This is a genomic window from Chryseobacterium sp. A321 (genome assembly GCF_054489265.1).
The window spans coordinates 361,466-385,718 of the sequence record NZ_JBTMWZ010000001.1; the positions used below are offsets into that span (position 1 = coordinate 361,466).

Consider the following 24,253-nt stretch of genomic DNA (forward strand, 5'->3'; position numbering starts at 1 on the left):
TTAAACGATGCTTCTTTATACCCTCCACGCTATTCGATTCACTGTATTTTTAGTACATTTAAAGAAAGTAAACACAAATGAAACTATTTCAAAAGTCCACAGTCTACTTTGTCGTACTTTTACTGACACTTGGCGCTTGTGAATCGAAGAAACCCGACCTTAAACCCACTCAAAAACCGAAAGACTATACTCTAGTCGATTTTCAGCGTGCGCTTTATCAGGTTCAACTAGATTCTCTTCTTAATAAAAGCGATTTTAATGGTATCGTTTCCATCATGCAAAATGGAGAACTGTTGTTTCAAAAATCAAAAGGATTTGAAAATTTCAAAGAAAAAATCCCCATCTCGGATTCTTCTGTATTCGCAATTGCTTCTGTAAGCAAGCAGTTTGCGGCCGTGTTAACCCTCCAATTAGTAGACCAAGGAAAACTAAATCTTGAAGATTCTGTAAGTAGTTACTTAAGCGAATTCAAAAAGCCGAGTTGGAATCAAATCAAAGTGTCACAACTACTAAACCACACATCAGGAATCGTTGACTTCGCACCTAATTTAGTATCTATTCCCGGTCAACAATACCATTACTCTAACAAGGGGATTAATTTTGTTGGACAGCTATTAGAAACCGTATCCAGTCAAAAACTTGAAAAGTTGCAATCCCACTTATTCTCTCAAGTAGGTCTTCATAATACCTATCCTGCCTCCCATTCTATACCGAAAAATTTCGCGTCTGCATATACGGGCCCATACAATTCTGTGCACGTCGTTCCCAATATGCCACAGAGACTTTTAAATGAACAAATTGGTCTTGCGGCAGGTGGTATTCTATCGACTGCGAAAGACCTACACAAATGGAATCAAGCTCTTTATTCAGGGACTTTGTTGAGCCAAGCGTCTGCAGAACGTATGCAAAGCTCAGTCACAAAGGCAACACATCCCATCTTAGGGGATATTTACTATGGGTATGGACTCATGATATCCCGTGGGCAGCCTGAGAGCTATTTCCATACAGGGTATGTAAAGGGATCTGCTTCTCTCCTGCTCTACTATCCTCAATCCCAAACTTCAGTCGTTATCCTTTCTAATCACGCCGATGAACGTCAAGGTAAACAGACAATATTTAAGCACCATAAAGAAATTAAAAAACAAACTGATCGGATTGAACTTGCCCTAGAACAGATGAAAAAAAAAGAGTTATATTAGACTCGTACTAATGAATCACACACAAATTAAAAAAACATTTTTATGAAAAAATTCATAGCCATTTCCCTACTTTCTCTTCTCGCTATGTGCACCGTTAGCACCAAATCCGATCGTTTACTATCGGTTTCTAATTTGTTAAAAATGAATTCAGAACAGATTGACGGGCTTAAATCCATCTCAATTGAAGAGCACAACGGGTTCAAATATTTAAAGAACGAGGTGAAAACAAAAGTTTTTAACAGCGTAAGTAGCACATCAAACTCTTCTTCTTTGAATCAAGAGGATGAACAGAAAATAGTGGAGCTGCTTAAAAAGTACAAGTAATGAAGCGAGATCACTTCAAAAAATCTATGAAGACGGGGTTCTTTTTAAGCGCAGAGTTGCAATCATAATTCATTTCGTTGCATTAGTTTGCATTTCGATACCTCAACTTTTATAGTCGATCTAGTGTTTCATCGGAAATTTCGTCGACGGGCTGGCTCTTAAATTTTTTGGATACAACATTCCACCGCAGGGAAAGGCCTAGGACTCGGTTATCATTATAGGTATTTGTATTGACATAGAATAAGGAATTGTCTACGATCTCTCTTTCTCCCATCCCTTTAAAAACATCATAACAGTAAAGAATCGCATCAAAATTCTTAAATCGCTTAGTCAGTATAAAATTCATTTTGCTTGTAGATAAATGGTTTATCACTCCATCATTATAGTTGGAAACCCATGTGAAATTAGCATCAAAACTCGTCGTCTTTCCCAATTTTAATTTATTATTATAATTAAGGGTGAAACGAGGCGTAGTGCTTTTAATTATTCCTTTAAATTCATCATCCTTAAGCTTAAAGTAGACACCTTCCATCGTTAACTTCGAATTCCAATACGGTAGAATATTCATACTGTATCCCCCTGTTAGTGTTCCCACGTATGATGTATTGAAATTCTGATACGTGGTTACTAAATTATTGTTGGCGCTAGAATAAAAAGTAGATAAGAAATCTTCAATGTACATTGCTTGAGCAGAGAAGAAAAAAGTGTTGTGAAAATATTCATATCCGGCCATGTAATATTTTGTGGGCCTAATATCCTGATCTCCTACGAAACCAATGACATCGTTTTGAACCTCAAAACGATTTAGATAACTGTAATTTGGTCGCTGAATCGCTTTCTTAAAAGATATTGTACTCCCTTTCTTACTCTCCATATGATAAGAATGGAGAGCAACGTTGTAAAGCAGATGATTATACTCTCGATTTAATAAATGAGAATTTGAATCAAACGCTTCCGCCAATGTACTTTCAAATCGAACTCCAGCGGATAAAGTTTTACTCGGTGAAAGTTGAACATTCTGATTTACAAAGGATGCGATCGTTTGTTCCGTATACTGGAATGGATTAAAAACTCCTTGGTTAAAATTCAAACTCTCTGATTTAATATGATTTACTTTCATCCCTAGCATCGTTTTGCCAAGAGCGTTTGTATTGGTGTAATCAGCGAAGTAATTAAATATGGGTACTTTCGTATCCACACGTTGTTCGATCGAACTGTTTTTGAAATCAGTTTGAGGAAGTGCTTGTTGTGCGCCCACTTTCAGTTCATTACGCTTATTAAATTTATGGTAGAAAACCTGTGAAAACTTAAGCGTTTGAGCATCCGTGGCCAAATCCAAAGCCTGCGGCTGATTCTCTATAAATATGTTATTTTCAGAGTTGGAAAAGTTTAGATCCTGCATGAGTACCAGTTTTGATTTAGGAGATAAATCCCAACTAAAATTGGATATGAGTTGATGGACTCGAAGGATTCTATTGCTTTGTGAATTAAGTTCATTTTCAAAACTAGGGGCATTAGGATGAAAAATCTTGTATTCGAAGTCCGAGGTTTTGACTGGTTGATAAAAATCAAATCCATAGCTAACGTATGCACTTAATTTTTTATAATTAACGTTCGAAGAAATACTGCTGTTTGTGAATGCCTTCTCACGTAGCCCTGCGATCGAAGAAACTCCAATTTTATAATTATCTATCTTCGAATGCAGGATGACGTTAACCACAGCTTGAACCTGGGAGTCATACGAAGCGTTCGGAACATTTACAATTTCAATGGTCTTAATGTCTTTTGGATCAATGTTTTTTAGATAGTCTTCTATGTCCGCAGAACTCATCTGCATAAGGACTCCATTAATTTCAAGAAGAATCGTCTTGTTAAATAGATAAACTCCTTCATTATCTTCTACACGCAAAATAGAAATCGTTTTTAGAGCTTCCCAAGAATTGCTTTGATCCTGAAAATCCGTTCCACTTACCTCTACAGAATAGCGATCCTCCTTCTGAGTAATTTGCACGACTCGACTCTTTGTAAGTTTCACCTCTTCAATTTTCGCCGTTTGCAGGGAATCCGCTTGCTGCGCATGGAGATACACTGTAGAAAAGGTTACAAAAAGCAATAACTTAAATTTAAGATTCAATGGGTAGTTTAGTTTCATTCGTTTCTATAAAGTAAATTGTAAGGTTCCAGACGATCATAATCGCGGAAAAAAAATATAAATTTAAAAATAAGGCAATCCCTAAATGCAAAGCAATAATTGCAATCAATCCTACGCCTCGGCTTACCTTAAAGTTCATAAAAACAGGATATAGCATTTCAATTAGAATCGTGAGCCACCCTGCTACTATAAAAAGGATAGGAAATGCTCCTAATTGATCGATATTTAAGTTGAAATCATTGCTAAAATTGGGCAAATGTAGCGCTTTCCAAACCGATTCCCCATTTCTCCAATTCACTCCAGAAAGTTTCTCAACTCCCGAAATGAAATAGATAAAATTGAGATGCAACCTTTGCAATGCAAAAAATGGATAATCTTGAGTAGGCTTCCTTTTAAAAAGCATAGCAGAAACTGAAAAAGTGCGATCTGAGGGATGCAAAACAATATATAAAAGAGATAGGGAGGTGAAATAATCTGCGCCGTATGAAAAATAGTAGGCCGACTTCACTAATCCAATCTGTAAAATCAGGAGTGCAATTGCCCAAAATCGGGAACCAAACCCTAGCACAATGAACAAACATGCCGCAAAATAAAGAGCTTTAAATAAGAATACAGCCCCTTGTACATCGGGGGCAATTAAAGTCAGCCACCCGATGATATCGTCATACAAATATAAACTATGCAAATAAACGGTCTGAATATCTGCAGGGACAATTGCATTCGCACCATACAAGAAATCAAAATCCTTTTGAATCGACAAAAAATGAAGAAACATCAGAAGTCCTATTGAAATTCTAAAAAAGGCGACCGCCCTGCCCGCATGTATCGAACCAAAGAAATACTGGTGGACGCTGTTAATTAGTTGTGGAATAAACCTGCTCAATCTGAATAAGTTTAGGATGAATCATTGGATACTTTTCTAAGGTCGGGAAATGGTATAGAAAAAGCTTTGTTATTACAGAATCTGCACTTTCATATTCCAATCTTTGATCTCCAATACGTTTAAGGATTAGTTTTAAATAGTCTTGCTTCAACTTTTGAGAAGGAGTAAGCACTTGTCCTTTCTCTTCTTTCTGTCTTCCCTCTAAATAGTCCATAAAGACAGTGTTTAAATTCGCGAATCGCAAAGAGCCCTCCTTCGTTTTCAACTCAGAATTAGAAAGGTCATTGCTTTTTACTCCCTCCCTGAAAACTTCATGCACAATCATAAAATCACTTGAGACATTAGGTGAAAAAAAACCATACCCTGTATCAAGTCCCGTATATTTAAAAAATGGATATAGCAACCTTTGATTTGCAATGCGATTAAATAATTGGTCGGTCTTTTCATTAGGCTGCTTTTCATAGAACGAAAGGTGACTATAGTACGCCGTTCTGCAAGCATTAAAAAGAAACGAAAAAATTAGCAAAAATAAAATTGCATATACAAAACCAAACCGCAACAGATCTTTGTTCATATTACTGAATTAATGAAAGACACTCTCCAAAGATAAAGTCTTGAGTGGTATTTAAAAAGGAAATCAGTTAATTTTATCCATTCTTTCAAACGCTACTACAGCAGTGTTCACCTAAGTGCTGCTTTTGTGAATTCGATCCTCAATTCTGCAGGGTAAACTAAATCGTTTGAAAAAGAGTACACCTCCCTATTTCAAATAATAAAAGCCTTACTTTTGTACAGTGAACACGCAGCGAATTATACTAGGAATTGACCCAGGAACGACCATCATGGGATTTGGAATCATCTCCGCGGAAAAGGAGAAGATTCAACTTGTCTCCATTCATGAACTTATCCTTAAAAAATATCCAAATCACGAAACTAAACTAAAGCACATTTTCGAAAGAACCTTGGCCCTTATCGACGAATACCATCCAGACGAAGTGGCCTTAGAAGCCCCCTTTTATGGGAAGAACGTGCAATCCATGTTGAAACTTGGTCGAGCGCAGGGAGTTGCAATGGCAGCCTCACTTTATCGTGATATTCCAATTAAAGAGTATTCTCCAAAAAAAATCAAAATGGCGATCACCGGCAATGGAAATGCCAGCAAAGAGCAAGTAGCTGCCATGCTCAAGACTTTACTCAATCTAAAGGAATTTCCCACGAAATACCTAGATGCCTCCGACGGACTCGCCGTCGCCGTCTGCCATCACTACAATTCCAATGCGATTCAAGTGGACAAATCGTATAGCGGATGGGATAGTTTTCTAAAACAAAACCCTGACCGAATCAAATAACTACCTAATTTTCAGTTCTCTTGAATTGTAAATACAATTTACAATCATTTTACTTGGTTAAACCTAATACTATCTGTAACATTGTTGTGAAAAATAGCACTTATTAGTTTTAGTCACACTTGTTATGAACAAACCACATCACAATACAAAACCTACAAACCATTCCATGAATTGGTTTCAGAAATTTCTAATCCTATGCTCCGGAGGAAACCTTATTCTCTTAAAAAAGTCTCCAAGCGAATGGAACAAATTTGCGGGCATTGGCGGAGTTATCTTATTTACGGCCGCGTTCGCCACGCTTTCAGCTGGATATGCTCTTTACACTGTCTTTGATAACTTTTGGGCCGCTAGTGCATTTGGCCTGCTTTGGGGTTTGATGATTTTTAATTTAGACCGCTATATCGTTTCTTCTATTAAAAAAACAGGGACATTTTGGAATCAGTTTTTCATGGCGATGCCAAGAATACTACTCGCTACTTTCCTGGGCATTGTCATTTCAAAACCATTGGAACTAAAGGTTTTTGAAAAAGAAGTAAACAAACAACTTAGCACTATCATTCAGCGCAACAAAGCCGAATTGCAATCCGAAATGAATGCACGAATTCTTAAGCAAAACAGTCCATTCGAAGAGGAAAAGAAACAAATTGCGGAAAAAACGGCCAGCCTGAGAGCCTCCTACGATTCTGCTTCTGTCGAATTGGAAAAAGAAATCCTTGGAACCAAAACAGGACTTACCTCCGGTAAAGAAGGATACGGCCCCAATGCAAGACGTAAGTCCGAACTAAAGGAACAAAGGCGTATTGATTTAGACAATTACCAAAAGAGTGTAGCGCAGCGGACCGACTATTTGGATCAGGAAATTTCAAAGGTCTACCAAAACTTAGAGACAGAGCGTAAAAAAACAGACGTTTTTGAAGATGGCTTTAATGGATTTGCAGCGAGACTTCAAGCTCTTGACGAGCTCGGGGAAAATTCCAAGATCATGGCACTTGCTTCGCTTTTCATCATGGGTCTTTTTATTGCCCTCGAAATTTCTCCCGTACTTGTAAAACTGATCTCGCCCATTGGACCCTACGACTATTTACTCGATGAGCACGAGCATAGTTTTAAACTCTACTCAAATGAAAAAATTGAAAAAGGAAAGCTCGCGAGTGAGTGGCGACTTAAAAATTATCCTCAAGAACTAGAGGACTTACTTTCTAAACCAAAGGATCCTACCAGAGATCCTAATTCCTAAACCGAAACCTATAGGTCAAAAAAAATACTGCATACGAGTCGCATGCAGTATTTTTTATCTTTAAGAAAGAACTTAATTTCCTTCCATAATTCTCAAAGTTGAGCTTTGCCTAAACTCTTTTTTTCGATCGTAAAAGGCGCGGCAAAGTTTTCCTTTCAAGGTGTAGTTTCCTTTCGTAAGTACAATGAAATTTTTATCTCTTTTGTAAATCGGCAAATTGTAAGTTTCGGTCCCAGTAAATCTTAAAATCAGATCGCAATTGGATTCGTTGTAGACAATTAGTGAAATCTTTTCACTGTCATTGGAATTTAACAAAATATCCAATGATTCCGCTGCCGTTTGATGTTTGGCAATGGAATCTCGCTCCATCAAAATCTCAAATTCAGTCCGAACTACATTCTTGGGTACAACCTTAGGCTTTTGCTCTACTTCTGTCTTCACAACTTGCAACCGTGGGGCGCAAGAAAAACTAAATAAAAGAAGAAATAGTCCCAGGAGAAGGACCGCGCTTTTCTTTTCCATTTACAATGAATAATTTGGAGCTTCCTGCGTAATGATTACATCATGAGGATGCGACTCTTTCAAACCTGACCCTGTAATTTGGACCATTTTCGTATCGTTTTGAAGTGCCTCAATGTCTTTCGCACCGCAATAGCCCATTCCTGCTCTTACTCCTCCTGTTAATTGGAACACCACGTCTTCAATCTTTCCTTTGTGGGGAACTCTCCCTTCAATTCCTTCAGGTACAAATTTTTTCGCTTCGCTTTGGAAGTATCTTTCTTTTCCGCCTCGTTTCATGGCAGAAAGACTTCCCATTCCTTGGTAAGACTTAAACTTACGGCCTTGGAAAATAATTTCCTCACCGGGAGCTTCGTCTGTTCCTGCAAGCAAAGAACCTAGCATCACAGCACCTGCACCACTAGCGATTGCTTTCACAATGTCTCCAGATAGTTTAATCCCACCGTCTGCGATGACCGCCACATTTTTCGTCTTTGCATACTCAAACACATTGTAGATCGCAGAAAGCTGTGGAACTCCAACACCGGCTACTACTCGGGTTGTACAAATCGAACCTGGGCCCACTCCCACTTTAAGAACGTTGGCTCCTGCTGCAATAAGATCTTCGGCTGCTTTAGCTGTCACAATATTTCCTCCTACAATATCAAGTTCAGGGAAATTAGAGCGAATTTCTTTTACTTTATCTAGTACACCTTTGGAATGTCCATGGGCGGAATCGACTGCGATAATATCCACTCCTGCATCCACTAGCGCTTGAACACGAGCAATGGTATCTTCTCCGATTCCGACTCCGGCGCCCACTAGTAAGCGTCCACTTTCGTCCTTATTTGCATTCGGGTATTCAAGTTGATTGTCAATGTCTTTTATGGTAATTAGACCCACGAGTTTAAATTTCTCGTCAACGATCGGTAATTTTTCGATTCTATTTTTGAGTAGAATTTCTTTTGCGTCTTCAAGAGTAGTGCCTTTGTCAGAAGTAATAAGATCCTCTTTGGTCATTAACTCCTCTACTTTCGCATCAAGATTCTCTTGGTATTTCACATCACGGTTCGTGATAATTCCAATTAAAGTATTATCACCGTCTACCACCGGAAGTCCAGAAATTTTGAATTTTGCCATTAAATCTCTTGCTTCTCCAAGAGTATGGTCTTTTGATAAAGTAACAGGATCCGCAATCATTCCATTCTCAGAACGTTTTACGCGGTTCACTTGACCCGCCTGCTCTTCAATGCTCATGTTTTTATGAATAAACCCTAAGCCTCCAATACGAGCTAGAGCAATTGCCATGTCCGCTTCTGTCACAGTATCCATTGCAGCAGATACGATGGGAACATTAAGCGTAATTTTATCAGAAAGTCTTGATTTTAGAGAGACCTGGTTAGGTAGTACTTCAGAATAAGAAGGAATAAGAAGAACGTCATCGAAAGTGATGGCTGTCTCCACGATTTTGTTATGTATAGACATCTTTTACTTTCTGTGCAAAATTAAACCTTTTATTTGAAAAGTAAAAATTTTCTCCAATATGTTACTGAAAATTAACACAAATCGTGAAATTCGGTTTTATCTATCAACATGGAATTTATAAATTTCGTGTACGAGAAATAGCTTCCGTTGCATCGTGACTTCTGGAATAATTAATCAAATCCGAAAGATCCTTCTCCGTAAACTTTCCACTTACATCAATGTAGACAAGTTCTGAATCGGATTTCACCGCAATTAAAAATTTTCGAATTTGATTGGATCTTCGCTGCACGCCAAAATCGATAGTTTCAGAATATTTTTTAACGCTAACCCAGGGTTCAATGTCTCTTTGGTTCATAAATCGAGTGAAACTACGGTTTAACTCTTTACTCGAGTTTTGGACAGTAAAGATTTGAACGTCTGATATTTTCTTCAGAAGAGCAATCATTGCGGGCCCATCGGGCTCATCTCGCAGAGCAATTTTTACGACAGGCTTCGCAAGCCACATAGGAACATTTACCTTGACATAGTTCGCATCGGCGAAACCGGGAGTATCTTCATTAAAAAAATTAGCGTTTTGCTTTTTCGAAACCATACACGATTGTAGCACCGCTCCGAAAACAACAAGTAAAAAAAAGGATTTAAAATTTTTCATGGTGGTTCTTATAATGATTTATAACTGCCTGCTGATTTTAATTTCACTTGGGAAGCGGGTTTTGGATTGGAACGGTATCTAACCGAACCACTAGAACTCACCTCGCCCTCCACACTCTTCGTAGCATTAATCTTCAAATTCCCCGCAGAAGAGACATCTAATCTAACGACCTCCGATTTGAGGTCCTGCGCATTGATTGTTGCTGCACTGGATACTTCATAAGCGGCAGCTGTAGCGAGCCCGTTTAAGGACACGTTCACGCCGCTAGATGCCTTTACATCGAGAGACTTTGTATTCACATTTAAAGCTCCGTTTGAGCCTGAGCTTGCGTGCAAATTCACACTGTCGGTGGCATCAAGGTCTAGGGAAAGACGAGCACCTGAAGAGATCTTTAAATCAAAATTTCTCCCTGACACACGATTTAGACCATTAAAATTTGCTCCTCCCGCTACATTGACATCCGTTACGTTGGGTGCGGACACTTCCACGTGCAAGTTCTTAAAGGAAATTCCTTTCTTGTTTGGAGATTCGATAAAAACTCTCAAAATTCCACTCGCTACTTCTGTCTTAACATATTGCAATTTGTCTCCATCTGCGCTGACTGTCACCTTTTGCTCTGGGCTTTGGGTAAATGAAACCTTCACACCCGAGCTCGCACTAATTCCATTAAACTTTTCTACCCTACGAACTTCTCGAGTTAAAATACTAGAATTTGAACCACGGTTTTCGCTTTGTTCAAGACTTGAATTTAGAGAGGACTGACTTTTCGTGGCTAAATTGTTCACATCTTCCATCGAAATCTTCCCATCGAGAAGCATGAACACCATATTTTCTCCCGTGGTGACACTTAAAAGTAGATCATTTAAAGTATCCCCTTTTGTATCGGCGGCTAAGAAACGTACTTTACTGTCATTGCTGTTCACCGTGATAAGCTCCTCATATTGAAGATTTTGAATGGAAGAGATTAAACCCTGTCGCAGATTCGAAAGGGATTGTGACTTACCTTCAGAGGGTTCCACAATTAGGATTCGAATACCATCGATCTTGCCCAGCATCGGTTGAATCGTTTCCAGCTCCGCATCTTGTAAATCCAATTGACTTAAAAGACTAAACATAGGCTTGGCAATCTTGATCGAAGTAATGCCCTCGGTATTTTGATACCGATCAAAGAGCTCTATGATTTTTGTTTTTTGTCCAAATACATTGAGAACAGATCCCAAGAACAAAAAACTAAGTATTATTTTTTTCATTGCTTTGTAATTAAAATTCAACATTTTCAAATGTGGCGTCAGCCTTGGCTACAGTTTGGGAAACTTTGTCCGACAAAATTCTTAACGAGTATTTTGTAATATCAATGGCTTCGGCTTCATTTTCAATCTTCTGACCATTAATTATAACATAATTGTCTTGGTATTCTTCCTTCACTCCACTTGAGCTTTTCTTTGGTTCCGAAGTTTTCACTTCTTTAGGTTCATTTTGTACATAACGGACTTTCCCGTGTTTCTTTAGTCGACCTCTAGTAGGCAATATCGTATTGAGTACCTCCTGCTCCGCATTTGAGGCTTGCCTATTTTTTCCGATCGAATCTAGTGTTGAATGGGACTCCTGCTTCTTCTCTACCTTCGCTTGGGCTTGATTCTCCAATTCAAAACTTTGTTTTTCTGATAAGATCGCTTCCTTCACTTGTCTATCGGCAAACTGCACCTTTGTTTCCGATGGGGACTTCATAAAATAACCCACCCCTAAGGCTACCAGCAGTGTCACACTTGCGGCCACAAGAAAATAAGGTCTAGAGTTCCTCTTTCTTGAATTCCCAACTACTAATTCTTTCTTAGGCGCACTTTGAGCCTCTTCTATAAAATCTTTGAATTCCCATTCAAGTGAATCGTCTTTTAAGTCTTTTAAAAGATCTTTATAGGTCTGTGGATAGTTCTCTTTTTTCATAATTCATCAGTTCTGTAATTTTGAAGCGTAGCTTTTCTCGGGCCCTATTTAAGTTTACGCGCACGGCATTGGCTTCCATTTGCAACACTTCACATATTTCTGATACTTCGTATTCTTCTACATCCTTTAGGTGAACAACCAATTTCTGTTTTTCAGGCAACTGATCGATAAACTTTAGTATCTGCTCCTTCAAATTGTTAGGCTCCGCTTTACTGGGTTCACTTCGGTGCAAGGTAAAACTTGCAAACCCTAATTTTACATCCTCATGCTTAAGCCTGTTCAAGCATTCATTCTTGACGCATCGTAGAGCAAACGATTTCAAATTTTGATATTCATGCAGAGTCTCACGTTTTTGCCAAAATTTAATCATCAAATCTTGCACAATATCTTGCGCTTCGTCACTGCTTCGCACGAATTTTTTGGCAAAACGATACATCTCATCTTTGAGAGTAAATACGGTCGCTTCAAAATCGTACTGAGTCATATTTTTGGGTTCTAATAGTAAGACAATACCAAGTCTTAAAGTATTACATCGAATCGAAAAAATCCGTCAAAAAAAGACGGATTTTATTATTTAGTTTCCTAGAGTCGCTTCTACTGCTGCTCGTATACATATTTTAGAATTGCTTTGTCGCTCTCCAAAAGAGGAATTTTTCGTCTTGACATTGCTTTCTCTGCTACTTCGTAGGCCTTTTCTATTCTAAACTTAGGATCTCCTTTCATTCCACCCCAGGAAAAATGCTCCACTAAATTGGGTGGGAAACCACTTTTAAAAATATTAGCCCCTACGCCTACAACCGTTCCTGTATTTAGCTGCGTATTAATTGCCGTTTTTGAATGATCCGCCATGATAAGACCCGCAAATTGAAGTCCGGTCCCTTCGAAGCGCTTGGTTCGGTAGCTCCAGAGTTTCACTTCCGCATAATTGTTCTTTAAATTGGAGGAATTTGTATCGGCTCCTAAATTACACCATTCGCCAATCACAGAGTTTCCGACAAAACCGTCGTGACCTTTGTTTGAGTAGCCAAAAATAATGATATTATTAATTTCCCCTCCTACTTTGCAATGAGGACCAATCGTAGTGGCTCCATACACTTTTGCCCCTAAATTGAATTTAGAATGATCTCCCAAAACAATAGGCCCGCGCAAATGACAACCTTCCATTACTTCCGCATCCTTCCCAATATAAATTTTACCGCTTCTTGTATTTAATGTTGCAAACTCTAACTCGGCACCCGGTTCAATAAACAGATCCTTTGGATCTCCAAGAAACCCACAAGTCTCAGAAAGAGGTGCGGAGGTTCTTCCCTTGGTGACAAGCTCAAAATCGAAATCGATGGCCTCCTTATTAAAGGTAAACAAATCCGTCGGCTGCGAGTAAAACAAAAGATCTTCTGTAATATCCGTCATCTTCTCAATTTGGCTCAAAGAGAAATCCTTCATATTCACTCTGGCCACTAGAAGTTCATTTTTATAAACAAGTGCTTCTCCCAAACTCAAAGATCGGATTTGCTCAAGTACACTCGGAGTGGGTAAAAAATTAGGAACTATAAATAAACTCTCTACCATTTCCGGCGCTGGGAACTTAGCCTCGAGATACGCTTCAGTCACATAACTTGCTCGATCTGTATCTAAAAGTTTTTGCCAACGTTCAGCAAACGTATAAATACCACAACGCATCGAGGCCACTGGCCTAGTATAAGTCAATGGAAGAAAATCCTCCCAATATTGGGCATCTGAAAAAACTAATTGAATCATAAATAACGTCTTATCTTGGTATCAAAAATACGATAATTCTGTTATTGCTACCTACTCTAACCAAAAATAACCACAAAAAAAGCTGCTCCTTTTGGAACAGCTTTGTTAATTAAATACTTCTTTTTCCCAGTGGGTAAAAAGAAAAGTAAATATCCGCTTACTTTGCGAACTTTTTGTATTTGTTCATGAATTTGTCTACACGACCTGCCGTGTCAACCAATTTCACTTTCCCAGTATAAAATGGGTGAGATGTAGAAGAGATCTCCATTTTGATCAATGGGTATGTAGATCCTTCGAACTCAATTGTGTCTTTTGTTTCTGCAGTTGATTTGCAAAGAAACATCTCGTCGTTACTCATATCTTTGAAAACAACAAGTCTATAATTTTCTGGGTGAATTCCTTGTTTCATAATAAAAATTTTAAAAAAAATTAAAGGTTTGCTTCAGAAGTAGTAATGGATATTCCTCTGCTAAAATTTAGACTGCAAAATTAAGACTTTTTTTCAATTACACAAAATGATTTGCAATAAAAATTAAGTCAAAAGTAAACCGATTTTATTACATTTGAAGACAAAGTAAGCTAACTGCAATTTTACCAGTCGACCTCCGTGTATTTAATCACTAAAATGGCAACTTACTTTACAAAAGCAGGAAAATATTCAGGATAAAATAAACAGTTTAAGAATTGGAAATCACACAATTACAAGCTAGGGTAGATCAGTGGATCGAGACTATTGGGGTACGCTATTTTAGTGAACTTACCAACATGGCGATCCTTACTGAAGAAGTAGGAGAAGTGGCTAGAATCATAGCCCGGCGTTATGGAGAACAAAGCGAAAAGCCCAGTGATCAAGAAAAAGATTTAGGCGAAGAGCTTGCGGACGTTCTTTTTGTCACTTTATGTCTCGCTAATCAAACCGGTATCAATCTCCAAGATGCTTTTGATCGCAAGATGCTTTTGAAGACAAAACGCGATGAGCAAAGACATCAAAACAATCCAAAATTAAAATAAAGCATTACTTATTAGAGCGTATGTTACTTAAACACTCCACATTAACACCCAATCAAACCGTACAAATTTGCGGCTCAAAAAGCGTTTCCAATCGCCTCATTATATTAAATGCCCTTTTCCAAAACGTAAAAATGGAAAATCTTTCGGATTCGAAAGACACGCAGGTTTTAATGAATGCAATTCAAAGTGAGGACCAAACGATTAACATTGGACACGCAGGGACTGCGATGCGCTTTCTAACCTCCTATTATGCAATTCAGGAAGGCGAAGTAAAAATTTTAACGGGCTCCGCACGCATGAAACAGCGTCCAATAGGGCCTTTAGTTGAAGCGCTACGTGAACTCGGGGCCGAAATTGAATACGTTGAGAAAGAAGGGTATCCACCTTTAAAAATAACAGGACGCAAAATCCAAAAGAGTAAAGTTCGGATTGCTTCCGATATATCAAGTCAGTACATTACCTCTCTAATGTTAATTGGTGCGAAACTGATTCATGGAATCCGTATTGAACTCGAAGGAGAAATCACCTCCAAACCCTATCTCCTACTCACCAGAAGACTTCTAAAGAACATTGGAATAGAGGTTCAGATATCCGATAATAGAATTGATATAAAACCCTTAAAACTGGAAGAAAAGCTATCCAACACTACGTTTGTAGAAGTAGAAAGCGACTGGTCCTCAGCATCGTATTTTTACTCCCTGGCAGCCATTGCAAGACAGCCTATTAAGCTTCGTAGTTTCAAAAGCCATTCCTATCAAGGAGATTCAGCCTTAAAGAGGTATTACTGGGAGTTTTTCGGCGTGAACACAGTCACTGACACTCAGGAAACCCTAATCAGTCTACTGCCAGAGCTAATCCATTACCCTGAGGCAATTACTGCGGATTTAAACGACAGTCCAGACATTGCACAAACGCTTTGTGTGACGGCTGCGATCTTAAAAATTCCCTTTTATTTTACGGGACTTAAGACTTTAAAAATAAAAGAAACAGACCGACTTCTAGCCCTTCAACAAGAACTAAAAAAAATAGGTTGTATTGTGAAGGTGACAGAAGAAACGATCGAGACCTTGGAATACACATCCCCGGACTCCTCCATCGAAATCGAGACTTATGACGACCATCGAATGGCCATGAGTTTTGCTCCATATCTATTGCAAGGGGATCTGAAAATTTTAGATCCTATGGTGGTTGAAAAGTCTTATCCTAAATTTTGGAGCGATTTAAAGCACGTAACAAAACCTATCAAAACAAATAACATTGAATAAAGTAATCGTAATCACGGGGAGTTCCACGGGAATTGGCAAGACCCTAGCGGAGCATCTTTCCGCACAAGGGCACACCGTCTATGGTCTAAGTCGTAAAGACATTCAAAACCCACAGTTTCAAACGGTCCCTACCGATATAACCCAAAAGGCTGAAATTGCTTCTGCCCTTTCCTATATCCTAGAAAAGGAAAAAAGAGTAGATGTTTTGATTAACAACGCTGGAATGGGAATGGTCGGCGCCATTGAAGACGCACAAAAAAATGAAATACAAAACCTATTCGCCTTAAACCTAATTGGAACCGTGGAAATGATTTCCGCTGTCCTTCCTAGTATGCGCGAAAGAAAAACAGGACAAATTATTAATATCTCAAGTATTGGATCTGAAATGGGACTTCCGTTTCGCGGCTTTTACAGTGCTTCAAAAGCTGCTGTAGACCGCGTTACCGAAGCTATCCGATATGAAGTACGACCCTGGAACGTCCAAATTTGCAGTCTGCATCTGGGCGACATCCAAACCAATATAGCGGATTCCCGGGTGAAAAGCTCCGTTTCAAAGCCATACGAAGAGCTTTTCAATAAAGTATATGGTCTGATGAATACACACGTCGACAAAGGAAGTACGACCTTAGAAGTCGCTCAGTACATAGAGTCTCTACTCCAAAAGAAAAATTGGAAGGCCCATTACTATTTCGGTAAATTAGGTCAGAGAATTGGAGTTCCGCTCAAATGGCTCTTGCCTCAGAACTTCTACGAAACCCTTATGAGGAAATACAACAAAATAGAGTAATACCTCTGTGATTTCACCCACAAAAGCATCCCATCTCGGATGCTTTTTTTGTTTTGTATGGGATGTTAGGGATTGGATCCCTTGCTTGCAAGGGGATCTGCCTTCTCCATTCGAGAAGTAAAGACATAAAAAAATCCCCAATCACAATGTGATTGAGGATTCAAAAAAAAACTGGCGGCGACCTACTCTCCCGCGTTAGCAGTACCATCGGCGCTAGAGGGCTTAACTTCTGTGTTCGGAATGGGAACAGGTGAGCCCCTCTGCTAAAACCACCCTAAATATTGTAGGTTGTCTCCATTTATATGTGATAAATGAAGTCAGCCTTATTAAAGCGATAAAAACGCTCACAAAGAAAAAACCTTTCTTGCACTTTTGAGTGACCAAATAGGCTATAAATCTACGGGTAATTAGTACTACTCGGCTATGCTGTTGCCAGCTTTACACCTGTAGCCTATCAACGTCGTCATCTCCAACGACCCTTAAAAGATGTCTCATCTTGAGGCAGGTTTCGCACTTATATGCTTTCAGTGCTTATCCGTACCAAACGTAGCTACTCTGCGGTGCGCCTGGCGGCACAACAGATACACCAGAGGTTTGTTCAAATCGGTCCTCTCGTACTAGATTCAAGCCCTCTCAAACATCTAACGCCCGCAATAGATAGAGACCGAACTGTCTCACGACGTTCTGAACCCAGCTCGCGTGCCACTTTAATGGGCGAACAGCCCAACCCTTGGGACCTTCTCCAGCCCCAGGATGTGACGAGCCGACATCGAGGTGCCGAACCTCCCCGTCGATGTGAGCTCTTGGGGGAGACTAGCCTGTTATCCCCGGAGTACCTTTTATCCTATGAGCGATGGCCCTTCCATACGGAACCACCGGATCACTATGTCCTGCTTTCGCACCTGATCGACTTGTAGGTCTCACAGTCAAGCACCCTTATGCCATTACACTCTACGCACGGTTACCAAGCGTGCTGAGGGTACCTTTGAAAGCCTCCGTTACTCTTTTGGAGGCGACCACCCCAGTCAAACTACCCACCACGCAGTGTCCATCTTTCGATGTTAGGCTCCAAGTAAGCAAAGGGTGGTATTTCAACAATGACTCCACCGACACTAGCGTGCCAGCTTCAAAGTCTCCCACCTATCCTACACATTGCTTACTCAAAGTCAATACGAAGTTATAGTAAAGGTTCACAGGGTCTTTTCGTCCCATTGCGGGTAATCGGCATCTTCACCGATACTACAATTTCACCGAGCTCGTGGCTGAGACAGTGCCCAGATCGTTACACCATTCGTGCAGGTCGGAACTTACCCGACAAGGAATTTCGCTACCTTAGGACCGTTATAGTTACGGCCGCCGTTTACTGGGGCTTCAGTTAAAAGCTTCGCTTACGCTAACTTCCTTCCTTAACCTTCCAGCACCGGGCAGGTGTCAGACCCTATACAGCATCTTTCGATTTAGCAGAGTCCTGTGTTTTTGATAAACAGTCGCCTGGGCCTCTTTACTGAGGCCTCCCCTGAGGGAGGCGTCCCTTCTTCCGAAGTTACGAGACTATTTTGCCTAGTTCCTTAGCCACGACTCACTCGAGCACCTTAGGATTCTCTCCTCGACTACCTGTGTCGGTTTTGGTACGGGTTGCTTCACTTCGGCTTTTCTTGGAAGCACTTTCCCTGCAGCAGCTTCGCCCGAAGGCTAGGCCTTGACTATTCCGTCAGTCTCCAGCAGGTACGGCACTCCGTCCCCTTTTTAGTGTGAGCAAGTATGGGAATATTAACCCATTGTCCATCCACTACCCCTTTCGGGTTCGCGTTAGGTCCCGACTAACCCTCAGCTGATTAGCATGGCTGAGGAACCCTTAGTCTTTCGGTGTGCAGGTTTCTCGCCTGCATTATCGTTACTTATGCCTACATTTTCTTTTCTATAAGCTCCACAATACCTCGCAGTACTGCTTCAACGCCGATAGAATGCTCCCCTACCCAGTATAAATACTGCCATAGCTTCGGTAATATGCTTATGCCCGATTATTATCCATGCCGGACCGCTCGACTAGTGAGCTGTTACGCACTCTTTAAATGAATGGCTGCTTCCAAGCCAACATCCTAGCTGTCAATGCAGTCCAACCGCGTTATTTCAACTTAGCATATATTTGGGGACCTTAGCTGTTGGTCCGGGTTCTTTCCCTCTCGGACATGGACCTTAGCACCCATGCCCTCACTGCTGATCATCATTTATTAGCATTCGGAGTTTGTCAGGAATTGGTAGGCGATGAAACCCCCGCATCCAATCAGTAGCTCTACCTCTAATAAACTAAAATCAACGCTGCACCTAAATGCATTTCGGGGAGTACGAGCTATCTCCCAGTTTGATTGGCCTTTCACCCCTACCCACAGGTCATCCGAAGACTTTTCAACGTCAACCGGTTCGGTCCTCCACTTTGTGTTACCAAAGCTTCAACCTGCCCATGGGTAGATCACAAGGTTTCGCGTCTAATCCTACTAACTATGCGCCCTATTCAGACTCGCTTTCGCTTCGGCTCCGGACCTTAAGTCCTTAACCTCGCTAGTAAAATTAACTCGTAGGCTCATTATGCAAAAGGCACGCCGTCACTCAACTTGTGAGCTCCGACCGCTTGTAGGCGTACGGTTTCAGGTTCTCTTTCACCCTTCTATTCGAAGTGCTTTTCACCTTTCCTTCACAGTACTTGTTCACTATCGGTCTTTCAGGAGTATTTAGCCTTGGAGGATGGTCCCCCCATATTCAGACAGGATTTCTCGTGTCCCGCCTTACTCATTTATCATTTAAATATGCCTTTCATATACGGGGCTATCACCCTCTATGGCCGCTCTTTCCAAAGCGTTCTATTAAACATATAAAAACTTTTGGGCTAATCCGCGTTCGCTCGCCACTACTTACGGAATCTCTTCGATTTCTTTTCCTCCGGGTACTTAGATGTTTCAGTTCTCCGGGTTTGCTCTGCTTACGCAGTAATACATCTTCAATGTATTGGGTTGCCCCATTCGGACATCTGCGGATCAATTCGTGTGTGCCAATCCCCGCAGCTTTTCGCAGCTTACCACGTCCTTCTTCGCCTCTGAAAGCCTAGGCATCCGCCATACGCCCTTAACGATTTCTTTCCTATTTTTTTAGTTTCCTAAAGCACTCAAAAGTGCTCGGTTTTCTCTTTGTGATGTCTTTACCGTTAATGTCAATGATCTATTTCGCTTTCTTGAGTATCCGAGTACACAATTGTTGTTTTTGGCTCCAATCGTAACTTTTAAACTCGGTCTCAAAAACCGTGGAGAATAAGGGAGTCGAACCCTTGACCTCCTGCGTGCAAGGCAGGCGCTCTAGCCAGCTGAGCTAATTCCCCCTTCTTAAATTAGTAGTCTCGGGCAGGCTCGAACTGCCGACCTCTACATTATCAGTGTAGCGCTCTAACCAGCTGAGCTACGAGACTTCATTATAAAGATGCCCTAAAGCCTCTTAATCTCTCTGTTCCCTGATACTAATCCTAGGGGTTTATGAATAAAATAATAACAACCAAATAATTAAAAAAAACCAAAGCGAAAACTTTTGAGTAAGTACTCTAAAATTATTTCTGACGTACTGTCTCTAAAATGAGATGTTCCAGCCGCACCTTCCGGTACGGCTACCTTGTTACGACTTAGCCCTAGTTACTTGTTTTACCCTAGGCAGCTCCTATTACGGTCACCGACTTCAGGTACCCCAAACTTCCATGGCTTGACGGGCGGTGTGTACAAGGCCCGGGAACGTATTCACCGCGCCATGGCTGATGCGCGATTACTAGCGATTCCAGCTTCATAGAGTCGAGTTGCAGACTCCAATCCGAACTGAGACCGGCTTTCGAGATTCGCATCACTTCGCAGTGTAGCTGCCCTCTGTACCGGCCATTGTATTACGTGTGTGGCCCAAGACGTAAGGGCCGTGATGATTTGACGTCATCCCCACCTTCCTCTCTACTTGCGTAGGCAGTCTCACTAGAGTCCTCAACTAAATGTTAGCAACTAGTGACAGGGGTTGCGCTCGTTGCAGGACTTAACCTAACACCTCACGGCACGAGCTGACGACAACCATGCAGCACCTTGAAAATTGTCCGAAGAAGGATCTATTTCTAAATCTGTCAATTCCCATTTAAGTCTTGGTAAGGTTCCTCGCGTATCATCGAATTAAACCACATAATCCACCGCTTGTGCGGGCCCCCGTCAATTCCTTTGAGTTTCATTCTTGCGAACGTACTCCCCAGGTGGCTAACTTATCACTTTCGCTTGGTCTCTGAATCCGAAAATCCAAAAACGAGTTAGCATCGTTTACAGCGTGGACTACCAGGGTATCTAATCCTGTTCGCTCCCCACGCTTTCGTCCATCAGCGTCAGTTGTAACTTGGTAACCTGCCTTCGCAATTGGTGTTCCGAGTAATATCTATGCATTTCACCGCTACACTACTCATTCCAGCTACCTCAACTACACTCAAGACCGACAGTATCAATGGCAGTTCTACAGTTGAGCTGTAGGATTTCACCACTGACTTACCGGTCCGCCTACGGACCCTTTAAACCCAATAAATCCGGATAACGCTTGCACCCTCCGTATTACCGCGGCTGCTGGCACGGAGTTAGCCGGTGCTTATTCATACAGTACCTTCAGCTCTCCTCACGAGGAGAGGTTTATCCCTGTATAAAAGAAGTTTACAATCCATAGGACCTTAATCCTTCACGCGGGATGGCTGGATCAGGCTTTCACCCATTGTCCAATATTCCTCACTGCTGCCTCCCGTAGGAGTCTGGTCCGTGTCTCAGTACCAGTGTGGGGGATCACCCTCTCAGGCCCCCTAAAGATCGTAGACTTGGTGAGCCGTTACCTCACCAACTATCTAATCTTGCGCGTGCCCATCTCTATCCGCCGGAGCTTTCAATATTAAATGATGCCATTCAATATATTATGGGATATTAATCTTTCTTTCGAAAGGCTATCTCCCAGATAAAGGCAGGTTGCACACGTGTTCCTCACCCGTACGCCGCTCTCAAATATCCGAAGATATTCTACCGCTCGGCTTGCATGTGTTAGGCCTCCCGCTAGCGTTCATCCTGAGCCAGGATCAAACTCTCCATTGTATGTTTGTTTGACCTACTCAAAGTTTTGACTTCGCTTTGGTTTTATATTTTTTCCTTACTTGGTTGTTGTTATTGTATTTTCAATGATCTTCTATTCCTCTCGCTACTCAAACTACTTCTGTCGTTTCATCTGATTTGCGAGTGCAAAAGTATAAACTTTTTTTTAACTGACAAAATGTTTTTGAAGTTTTTTTTTAAAAAGTTTTTCTTAATCCCTTACGGCCTTAATAAAAACCAAACTCCTAACCTCTATCGCCTTCTACATCTTCCTTCTCGTTTACTTCTGCGCTCCTACGTTCTTTCGATTTCGGATTGCAAAGATAGGGGTTTTTCCTTGTGCTCCAAATTATATTTGAATTAATTGTTAACGGAAGTGCTAACCTTTTGAAATTGAGTGAGAAAAATTTCAACATTTTCGCCTTCTTTTTTGGAGCCTTTCTGTGGTAGGCAACAAATCGAGATTCTAGGGCGTAAAACGAAATATAGCAAAGCCCGCCAATTTCTATTTTCCCCCGCGTCTCAAAAGAGAAAATTAATTTTGTTTCGGGTAAATGGTAGTAAGAAATTCTGCGAATGATCTTTCTACATTTACTATATCTCCCGATTTAAAATTAAGTCCTCCTTCTGAACTTGCATGATTGGCGCGAACACCTGCAGGCAAAATAAGGAAGTATTGAACCGGCTGCCCCTCCTTATAGGAGAGATTAATTTTGGAACCTAAGAGCCTACCTACGGAAATACTTTGCATATCACCCGGCACTAATTCCGATTCTATATAAGATTTAGGTGCTAGGACCACGACTTTATTATTGATCTTAATTTTGATAGGCTTGTCTGAGGAGGAAATCAAATAGACCTTATTGTCTCGCACCGGCTTTTTTGCCACTTCATATAGATTCAAATAGTAATGAGATCTATTAAGCTTGTAGGGACTTTGATCGATCGTCTCCAAGGATTTCAGTTCGAAGGCATTTGCTCCGATGCTTTTTGCCTTCTTATAGACCTTATCAAAGAGATCCGTTTCGCTCATTGCATACTCTTGAATTTCCAACTCGCCTAAATAGACTTTCTCTTTCTCAGAGGAATCTACCTTATATAGGAACTTATCCGTTCGATCACTAATTTTCTCAGCCTTGCTTAAAGTGACTTGCTGAGCAAACCCCAATTGAGCGCCTAAGAATAAACTAAGTAAGAGGAACTTGTTTATCATTCTTTCGTAGTTAATAGTTCAACAGTCTCTTCTAAACTTACGTCCCAATATTTCGCTTCAATGCCATACACTTTCTCAATCTTATCTAGTGCCATGGTGCTCCGTTTTGGTCTGGGAGCTGGAGTGGGATAATTTGAGGTGTCAATTCGATTAAGCTGTATCTCACTTTTCGAGAGCTGCGCAATCTTCGAGGCAAATTCAAACCATGTAGTTTCTGGATAATTCGAAAAATGGAAAATCCCATAGACTTTTTCTCTATGAGAAATAATATCCATGATCGCCTGGGCTAAATCATTAGCATTTGTGGGTTGTCCAAATTGATCGTGTACAATACCTAGTTCTTTCTTTTGTTCAAAAAGATTTAACATGGTGGTTACAAAATTCTTACTAAATTCCGAGTAGAGCCAGGAAGTACGCAGGATTACAGTTCGGGGATTGGCTTCAAGCGCCAGGATTTCTCCCTCGCGTTTGGATGCTCCATAGACTCCGAGTGGACTCGTGAAATTATCTTCTTCGTAGGAGAGGTTAGTATCCCCATCAAAAACATAATCCGTTGAGATGTGAATAAGCTTTACTCCATACTCTTTGCAAGCAAGGGCAAGATTTTCGACTCCTTGAGCATTGATTAAAAAAGCCCTCTCCTCTTCGCTTTCCGCTAAATCTACGGCCGTGTATGCAGCCGCATTAATACAGTAATGAGGTTTAAAATCCTCAAATACTTCCTCGATACTAGAACTGTTTGTAATATCAAGATCACTGGAACTGCAGAACTTGAACTTGTACTCTAGTTCATACTGCGCAGAAAGCTTTTCTAAACATTGACCCAGCTGTCCACGTCCTCCAGCAACCAGTATTTTTTTTCTTTTATTGTGCATGCTTATTTTGTTTTCGTAAGAATTCGGTTCTTGACTGAAAATCCTTTTGGGGTAAATCTACCAAATACTTGTGAAAAAGCTCACTCGTCTCCGGTGGATGAACCTGCGATTTTCGTGTTTTAAGATTAAAGTAAATCACTGTAATCCATAAAACGCTATGAATGGTTTGTCCATCCTCACTCTTCATGAGGATCTCCACTTTTGAGATTCGATCTCGTACCTCTATCGTTTTACTCGAAATCACAACTTTTGAATTGTATTTTACCTCTTTCAAGTAGGCAATCTCATTTTGTATTGCAATCCAGGTACAACCTGTTTGCTTCATATATTGTTCGTAGGTAAAGCCGTAGAATTCTTCCACGTGATCCTCTCGCGCATTAAGCATGTATTCTAAATATTTGACATTATTTAAATGCCCGATGGGGTCACAGTCGGAGAAGCGAACCTTTACACTGCTGGAAATCTCGTTTATCATTTGACAAAAATAAAAAA

General features: G+C 40.6%; 21 protein-coding genes, 2 tRNA genes and 3 rRNA genes. 7 read left to right on the forward strand and 19 right to left on the reverse strand.

Annotated features, from left to right (window positions below; all coding sequences use genetic code 11):
* The first annotated feature begins 77 nt into the window (after positions 1-77).
* Entirely contained in the window at positions 78-1,199 is a 1,122-nt protein-coding gene (locus ACX3PZ_RS01755) for a serine hydrolase domain-containing protein (protein ID WP_459111859.1), read from the forward strand.
* 42 nt (positions 1,200-1,241) lie between these two features.
* Positions 1,242-1,523 (forward strand): hypothetical protein, encoded by a 282-nt coding sequence (locus ACX3PZ_RS01760; protein WP_459111860.1) that lies wholly within the window; start codon positions 1,242-1,244, stop codon positions 1,521-1,523.
* 109 nt (positions 1,524-1,632) lie between these two features.
* On the opposite strand, the gene ACX3PZ_RS01765 is transcribed toward ACX3PZ_RS01760, so the two are convergent.
* From ACX3PZ_RS01765 to ACX3PZ_RS01775, 3 genes are all read right to left on the reverse strand, one after another.
* Positions 1,633-3,675: an outer membrane beta-barrel protein gene (locus ACX3PZ_RS01765; RefSeq protein ID WP_459111861.1), complete on the reverse strand. Its 2,043-nt coding sequence runs from the start codon at positions 3,673-3,675 to the stop codon at positions 1,633-1,635.
* On the reverse strand, positions 3,647-4,450 hold the full coding sequence (locus ACX3PZ_RS01770) for an HTTM domain-containing protein (protein ID WP_459111862.1): 804 nt from the start codon (positions 4,448-4,450) through the stop codon (positions 3,647-3,649). The genes ACX3PZ_RS01765 and ACX3PZ_RS01770 overlap by 29 nt, the downstream gene beginning before the upstream one ends.
* A 79-nt stretch (positions 4,451-4,529) precedes the next feature.
* On the reverse strand, positions 4,530-4,772 hold the full coding sequence (locus ACX3PZ_RS01775) for a hypothetical protein (protein ID WP_459111863.1): 243 nt from the start codon (positions 4,770-4,772) through the stop codon (positions 4,530-4,532).
* A gap of 580 nt (positions 4,773-5,352) precedes the next feature.
* Here ACX3PZ_RS01775 and ruvC point away from each other — a divergent pair.
* Positions 5,353-5,907 carry a crossover junction endodeoxyribonuclease RuvC gene (gene ruvC / locus ACX3PZ_RS01780; protein ID WP_459111864.1) on the forward strand — a complete coding sequence of 185 codons (555 nt, stop codon included), beginning with the start codon at positions 5,353-5,355 and terminating at the stop codon, positions 5,905-5,907.
* Positions 5,908-6,031: 124 nt separating this feature from the next.
* Positions 6,032-7,144, forward strand: a complete 1,113-nt coding sequence (locus ACX3PZ_RS01785) for a DUF4407 domain-containing protein (RefSeq protein WP_459111865.1) — start codon at positions 6,032-6,034, stop codon at positions 7,142-7,144.
* Positions 7,145-7,216: 72 nt separating this feature from the next.
* On the opposite strand, the gene ACX3PZ_RS01790 is transcribed toward ACX3PZ_RS01785, so the two are convergent.
* The 8 genes from ACX3PZ_RS01790 to ACX3PZ_RS01825 all read right to left on the reverse strand — a co-directional run bounded on the left by ACX3PZ_RS01790 (position 7,217) and on the right by ACX3PZ_RS01825 (position 13,890).
* The gene (locus ACX3PZ_RS01790; RefSeq protein ID WP_459084795.1) at positions 7,217-7,666 is read right to left on the reverse strand and encodes a DUF6759 domain-containing protein; all 450 of its coding nucleotides are present in this window, start codon (positions 7,664-7,666) and stop codon (positions 7,217-7,219) included.
* Positions 7,667-9,127 carry an IMP dehydrogenase gene (gene guaB, locus ACX3PZ_RS01795; RefSeq protein WP_459084796.1) on the reverse strand — a complete coding sequence of 487 codons (1,461 nt, stop codon included), beginning with the start codon at positions 9,125-9,127 and terminating at the stop codon, positions 7,667-7,669.
* A gap of 115 nt (positions 9,128-9,242) precedes the next feature.
* Complete coding sequence (locus ACX3PZ_RS01800) at positions 9,243-9,779, reverse strand: DUF4252 domain-containing protein (RefSeq protein WP_459111866.1); 537 nt, start codon at positions 9,777-9,779, stop codon at positions 9,243-9,245.
* An 8-nt stretch (positions 9,780-9,787) separates the two neighbouring features.
* Positions 9,788-11,029 carry a DUF4252 domain-containing protein gene (locus tag ACX3PZ_RS01805; protein WP_459084798.1) on the reverse strand — a complete coding sequence of 414 codons (1,242 nt, stop codon included), beginning with the start codon at positions 11,027-11,029 and terminating at the stop codon, positions 9,788-9,790.
* Positions 11,030-11,039: 10 nt separating this feature from the next.
* Positions 11,040-11,723: a hypothetical protein gene (locus ACX3PZ_RS01810; RefSeq protein WP_459084799.1), complete on the reverse strand. Its 684-nt coding sequence runs from the start codon at positions 11,721-11,723 to the stop codon at positions 11,040-11,042.
* Complete coding sequence (locus tag ACX3PZ_RS01815) at positions 11,692-12,207, reverse strand: RNA polymerase sigma factor (RefSeq protein WP_459084800.1); 516 nt, start codon at positions 12,205-12,207, stop codon at positions 11,692-11,694. Before ACX3PZ_RS01815 ends, ACX3PZ_RS01810 begins: the two co-directional genes overlap by 32 nt.
* A 110-nt stretch (positions 12,208-12,317) precedes the next feature.
* The gene (locus tag ACX3PZ_RS01820; RefSeq protein WP_459084801.1) at positions 12,318-13,481 is read right to left on the reverse strand and encodes a GlmU family protein; all 1,164 of its coding nucleotides are present in this window, start codon (positions 13,479-13,481) and stop codon (positions 12,318-12,320) included.
* A 157-nt stretch (positions 13,482-13,638) separates the two neighbouring features.
* Positions 13,639-13,890 (reverse strand): type B 50S ribosomal protein L31, encoded by a 252-nt coding sequence (locus ACX3PZ_RS01825; RefSeq protein WP_459084802.1) that lies wholly within the window; start codon positions 13,888-13,890, stop codon positions 13,639-13,641.
* A 275-nt stretch (positions 13,891-14,165) separates the two neighbouring features.
* Here ACX3PZ_RS01825 and ACX3PZ_RS01830 point away from each other — a divergent pair, with 275 nt between their 5' ends.
* Genes ACX3PZ_RS01830 through ACX3PZ_RS01840 form a run of 3 tightly spaced genes read left to right on the forward strand, consistent with a single transcriptional unit; the run spans position 14,166 to position 16,544 of the window.
* A complete protein-coding gene (locus tag ACX3PZ_RS01830; RefSeq protein ID WP_459084803.1) occupies positions 14,166-14,492 on the forward strand; it encodes a nucleotide pyrophosphohydrolase in 327 nt (108 codons plus the stop codon).
* Between the two features lie 20 nt (positions 14,493-14,512).
* A complete protein-coding gene (locus tag ACX3PZ_RS01835) occupies positions 14,513-15,757 on the forward strand; it encodes a 3-phosphoshikimate 1-carboxyvinyltransferase (protein WP_459084804.1) in 1,245 nt (414 codons plus the stop codon).
* A complete protein-coding gene (locus ACX3PZ_RS01840; RefSeq protein WP_459084805.1) occupies positions 15,750-16,544 on the forward strand; it encodes an SDR family oxidoreductase in 795 nt (264 codons plus the stop codon). The genes ACX3PZ_RS01835 and ACX3PZ_RS01840 overlap by 8 nt, the downstream gene beginning before the upstream one ends.
* A 169-nt stretch (positions 16,545-16,713) precedes the next feature.
* On the opposite strand, the gene rrf is transcribed toward ACX3PZ_RS01840, so the two are convergent.
* From rrf to ACX3PZ_RS01880, 8 genes are all read right to left on the reverse strand, one after another.
* Positions 16,714-16,821, reverse strand: a 5S ribosomal RNA gene (gene rrf, locus ACX3PZ_RS01845).
* Positions 16,822-16,931: 110 nt separating this feature from the next.
* Positions 16,932-19,678 (reverse strand): 23S ribosomal RNA (locus ACX3PZ_RS01850).
* A 162-nt stretch (positions 19,679-19,840) separates the two neighbouring features.
* A tRNA-Ala gene (locus ACX3PZ_RS01855) sits at positions 19,841-19,914 on the reverse strand.
* Between the two features lie 13 nt (positions 19,915-19,927).
* Positions 19,928-20,001 (reverse strand) — tRNA-Ile (locus tag ACX3PZ_RS01860).
* A gap of 158 nt (positions 20,002-20,159) precedes the next feature.
* A 16S ribosomal RNA gene (locus tag ACX3PZ_RS01865) occupies positions 20,160-21,676 on the reverse strand.
* Together the 16S, 23S and 5S rRNA genes with 2 tRNA genes alongside form the textbook arrangement of a ribosomal RNA operon.
* A gap of 532 nt (positions 21,677-22,208) precedes the next feature.
* On the reverse strand, positions 22,209-22,886 hold the full coding sequence (locus ACX3PZ_RS01870; RefSeq protein ID WP_459111867.1) for a hypothetical protein: 678 nt from the start codon (positions 22,884-22,886) through the stop codon (positions 22,209-22,211).
* Positions 22,883-23,761: a dTDP-4-dehydrorhamnose reductase gene (rfbD, locus tag ACX3PZ_RS01875; RefSeq protein WP_459111868.1), complete on the reverse strand. Its 879-nt coding sequence runs from the start codon at positions 23,759-23,761 to the stop codon at positions 22,883-22,885. Before rfbD ends, ACX3PZ_RS01870 begins: the two co-directional genes overlap by 4 nt.
* Complete coding sequence (locus ACX3PZ_RS01880) at positions 23,751-24,236, reverse strand: acyl-CoA thioesterase (protein WP_459082529.1); 486 nt, start codon at positions 24,234-24,236, stop codon at positions 23,751-23,753. Before ACX3PZ_RS01880 ends, rfbD begins: the two co-directional genes overlap by 11 nt.
* Positions 24,237-24,253 lie beyond the last annotated feature (17 nt).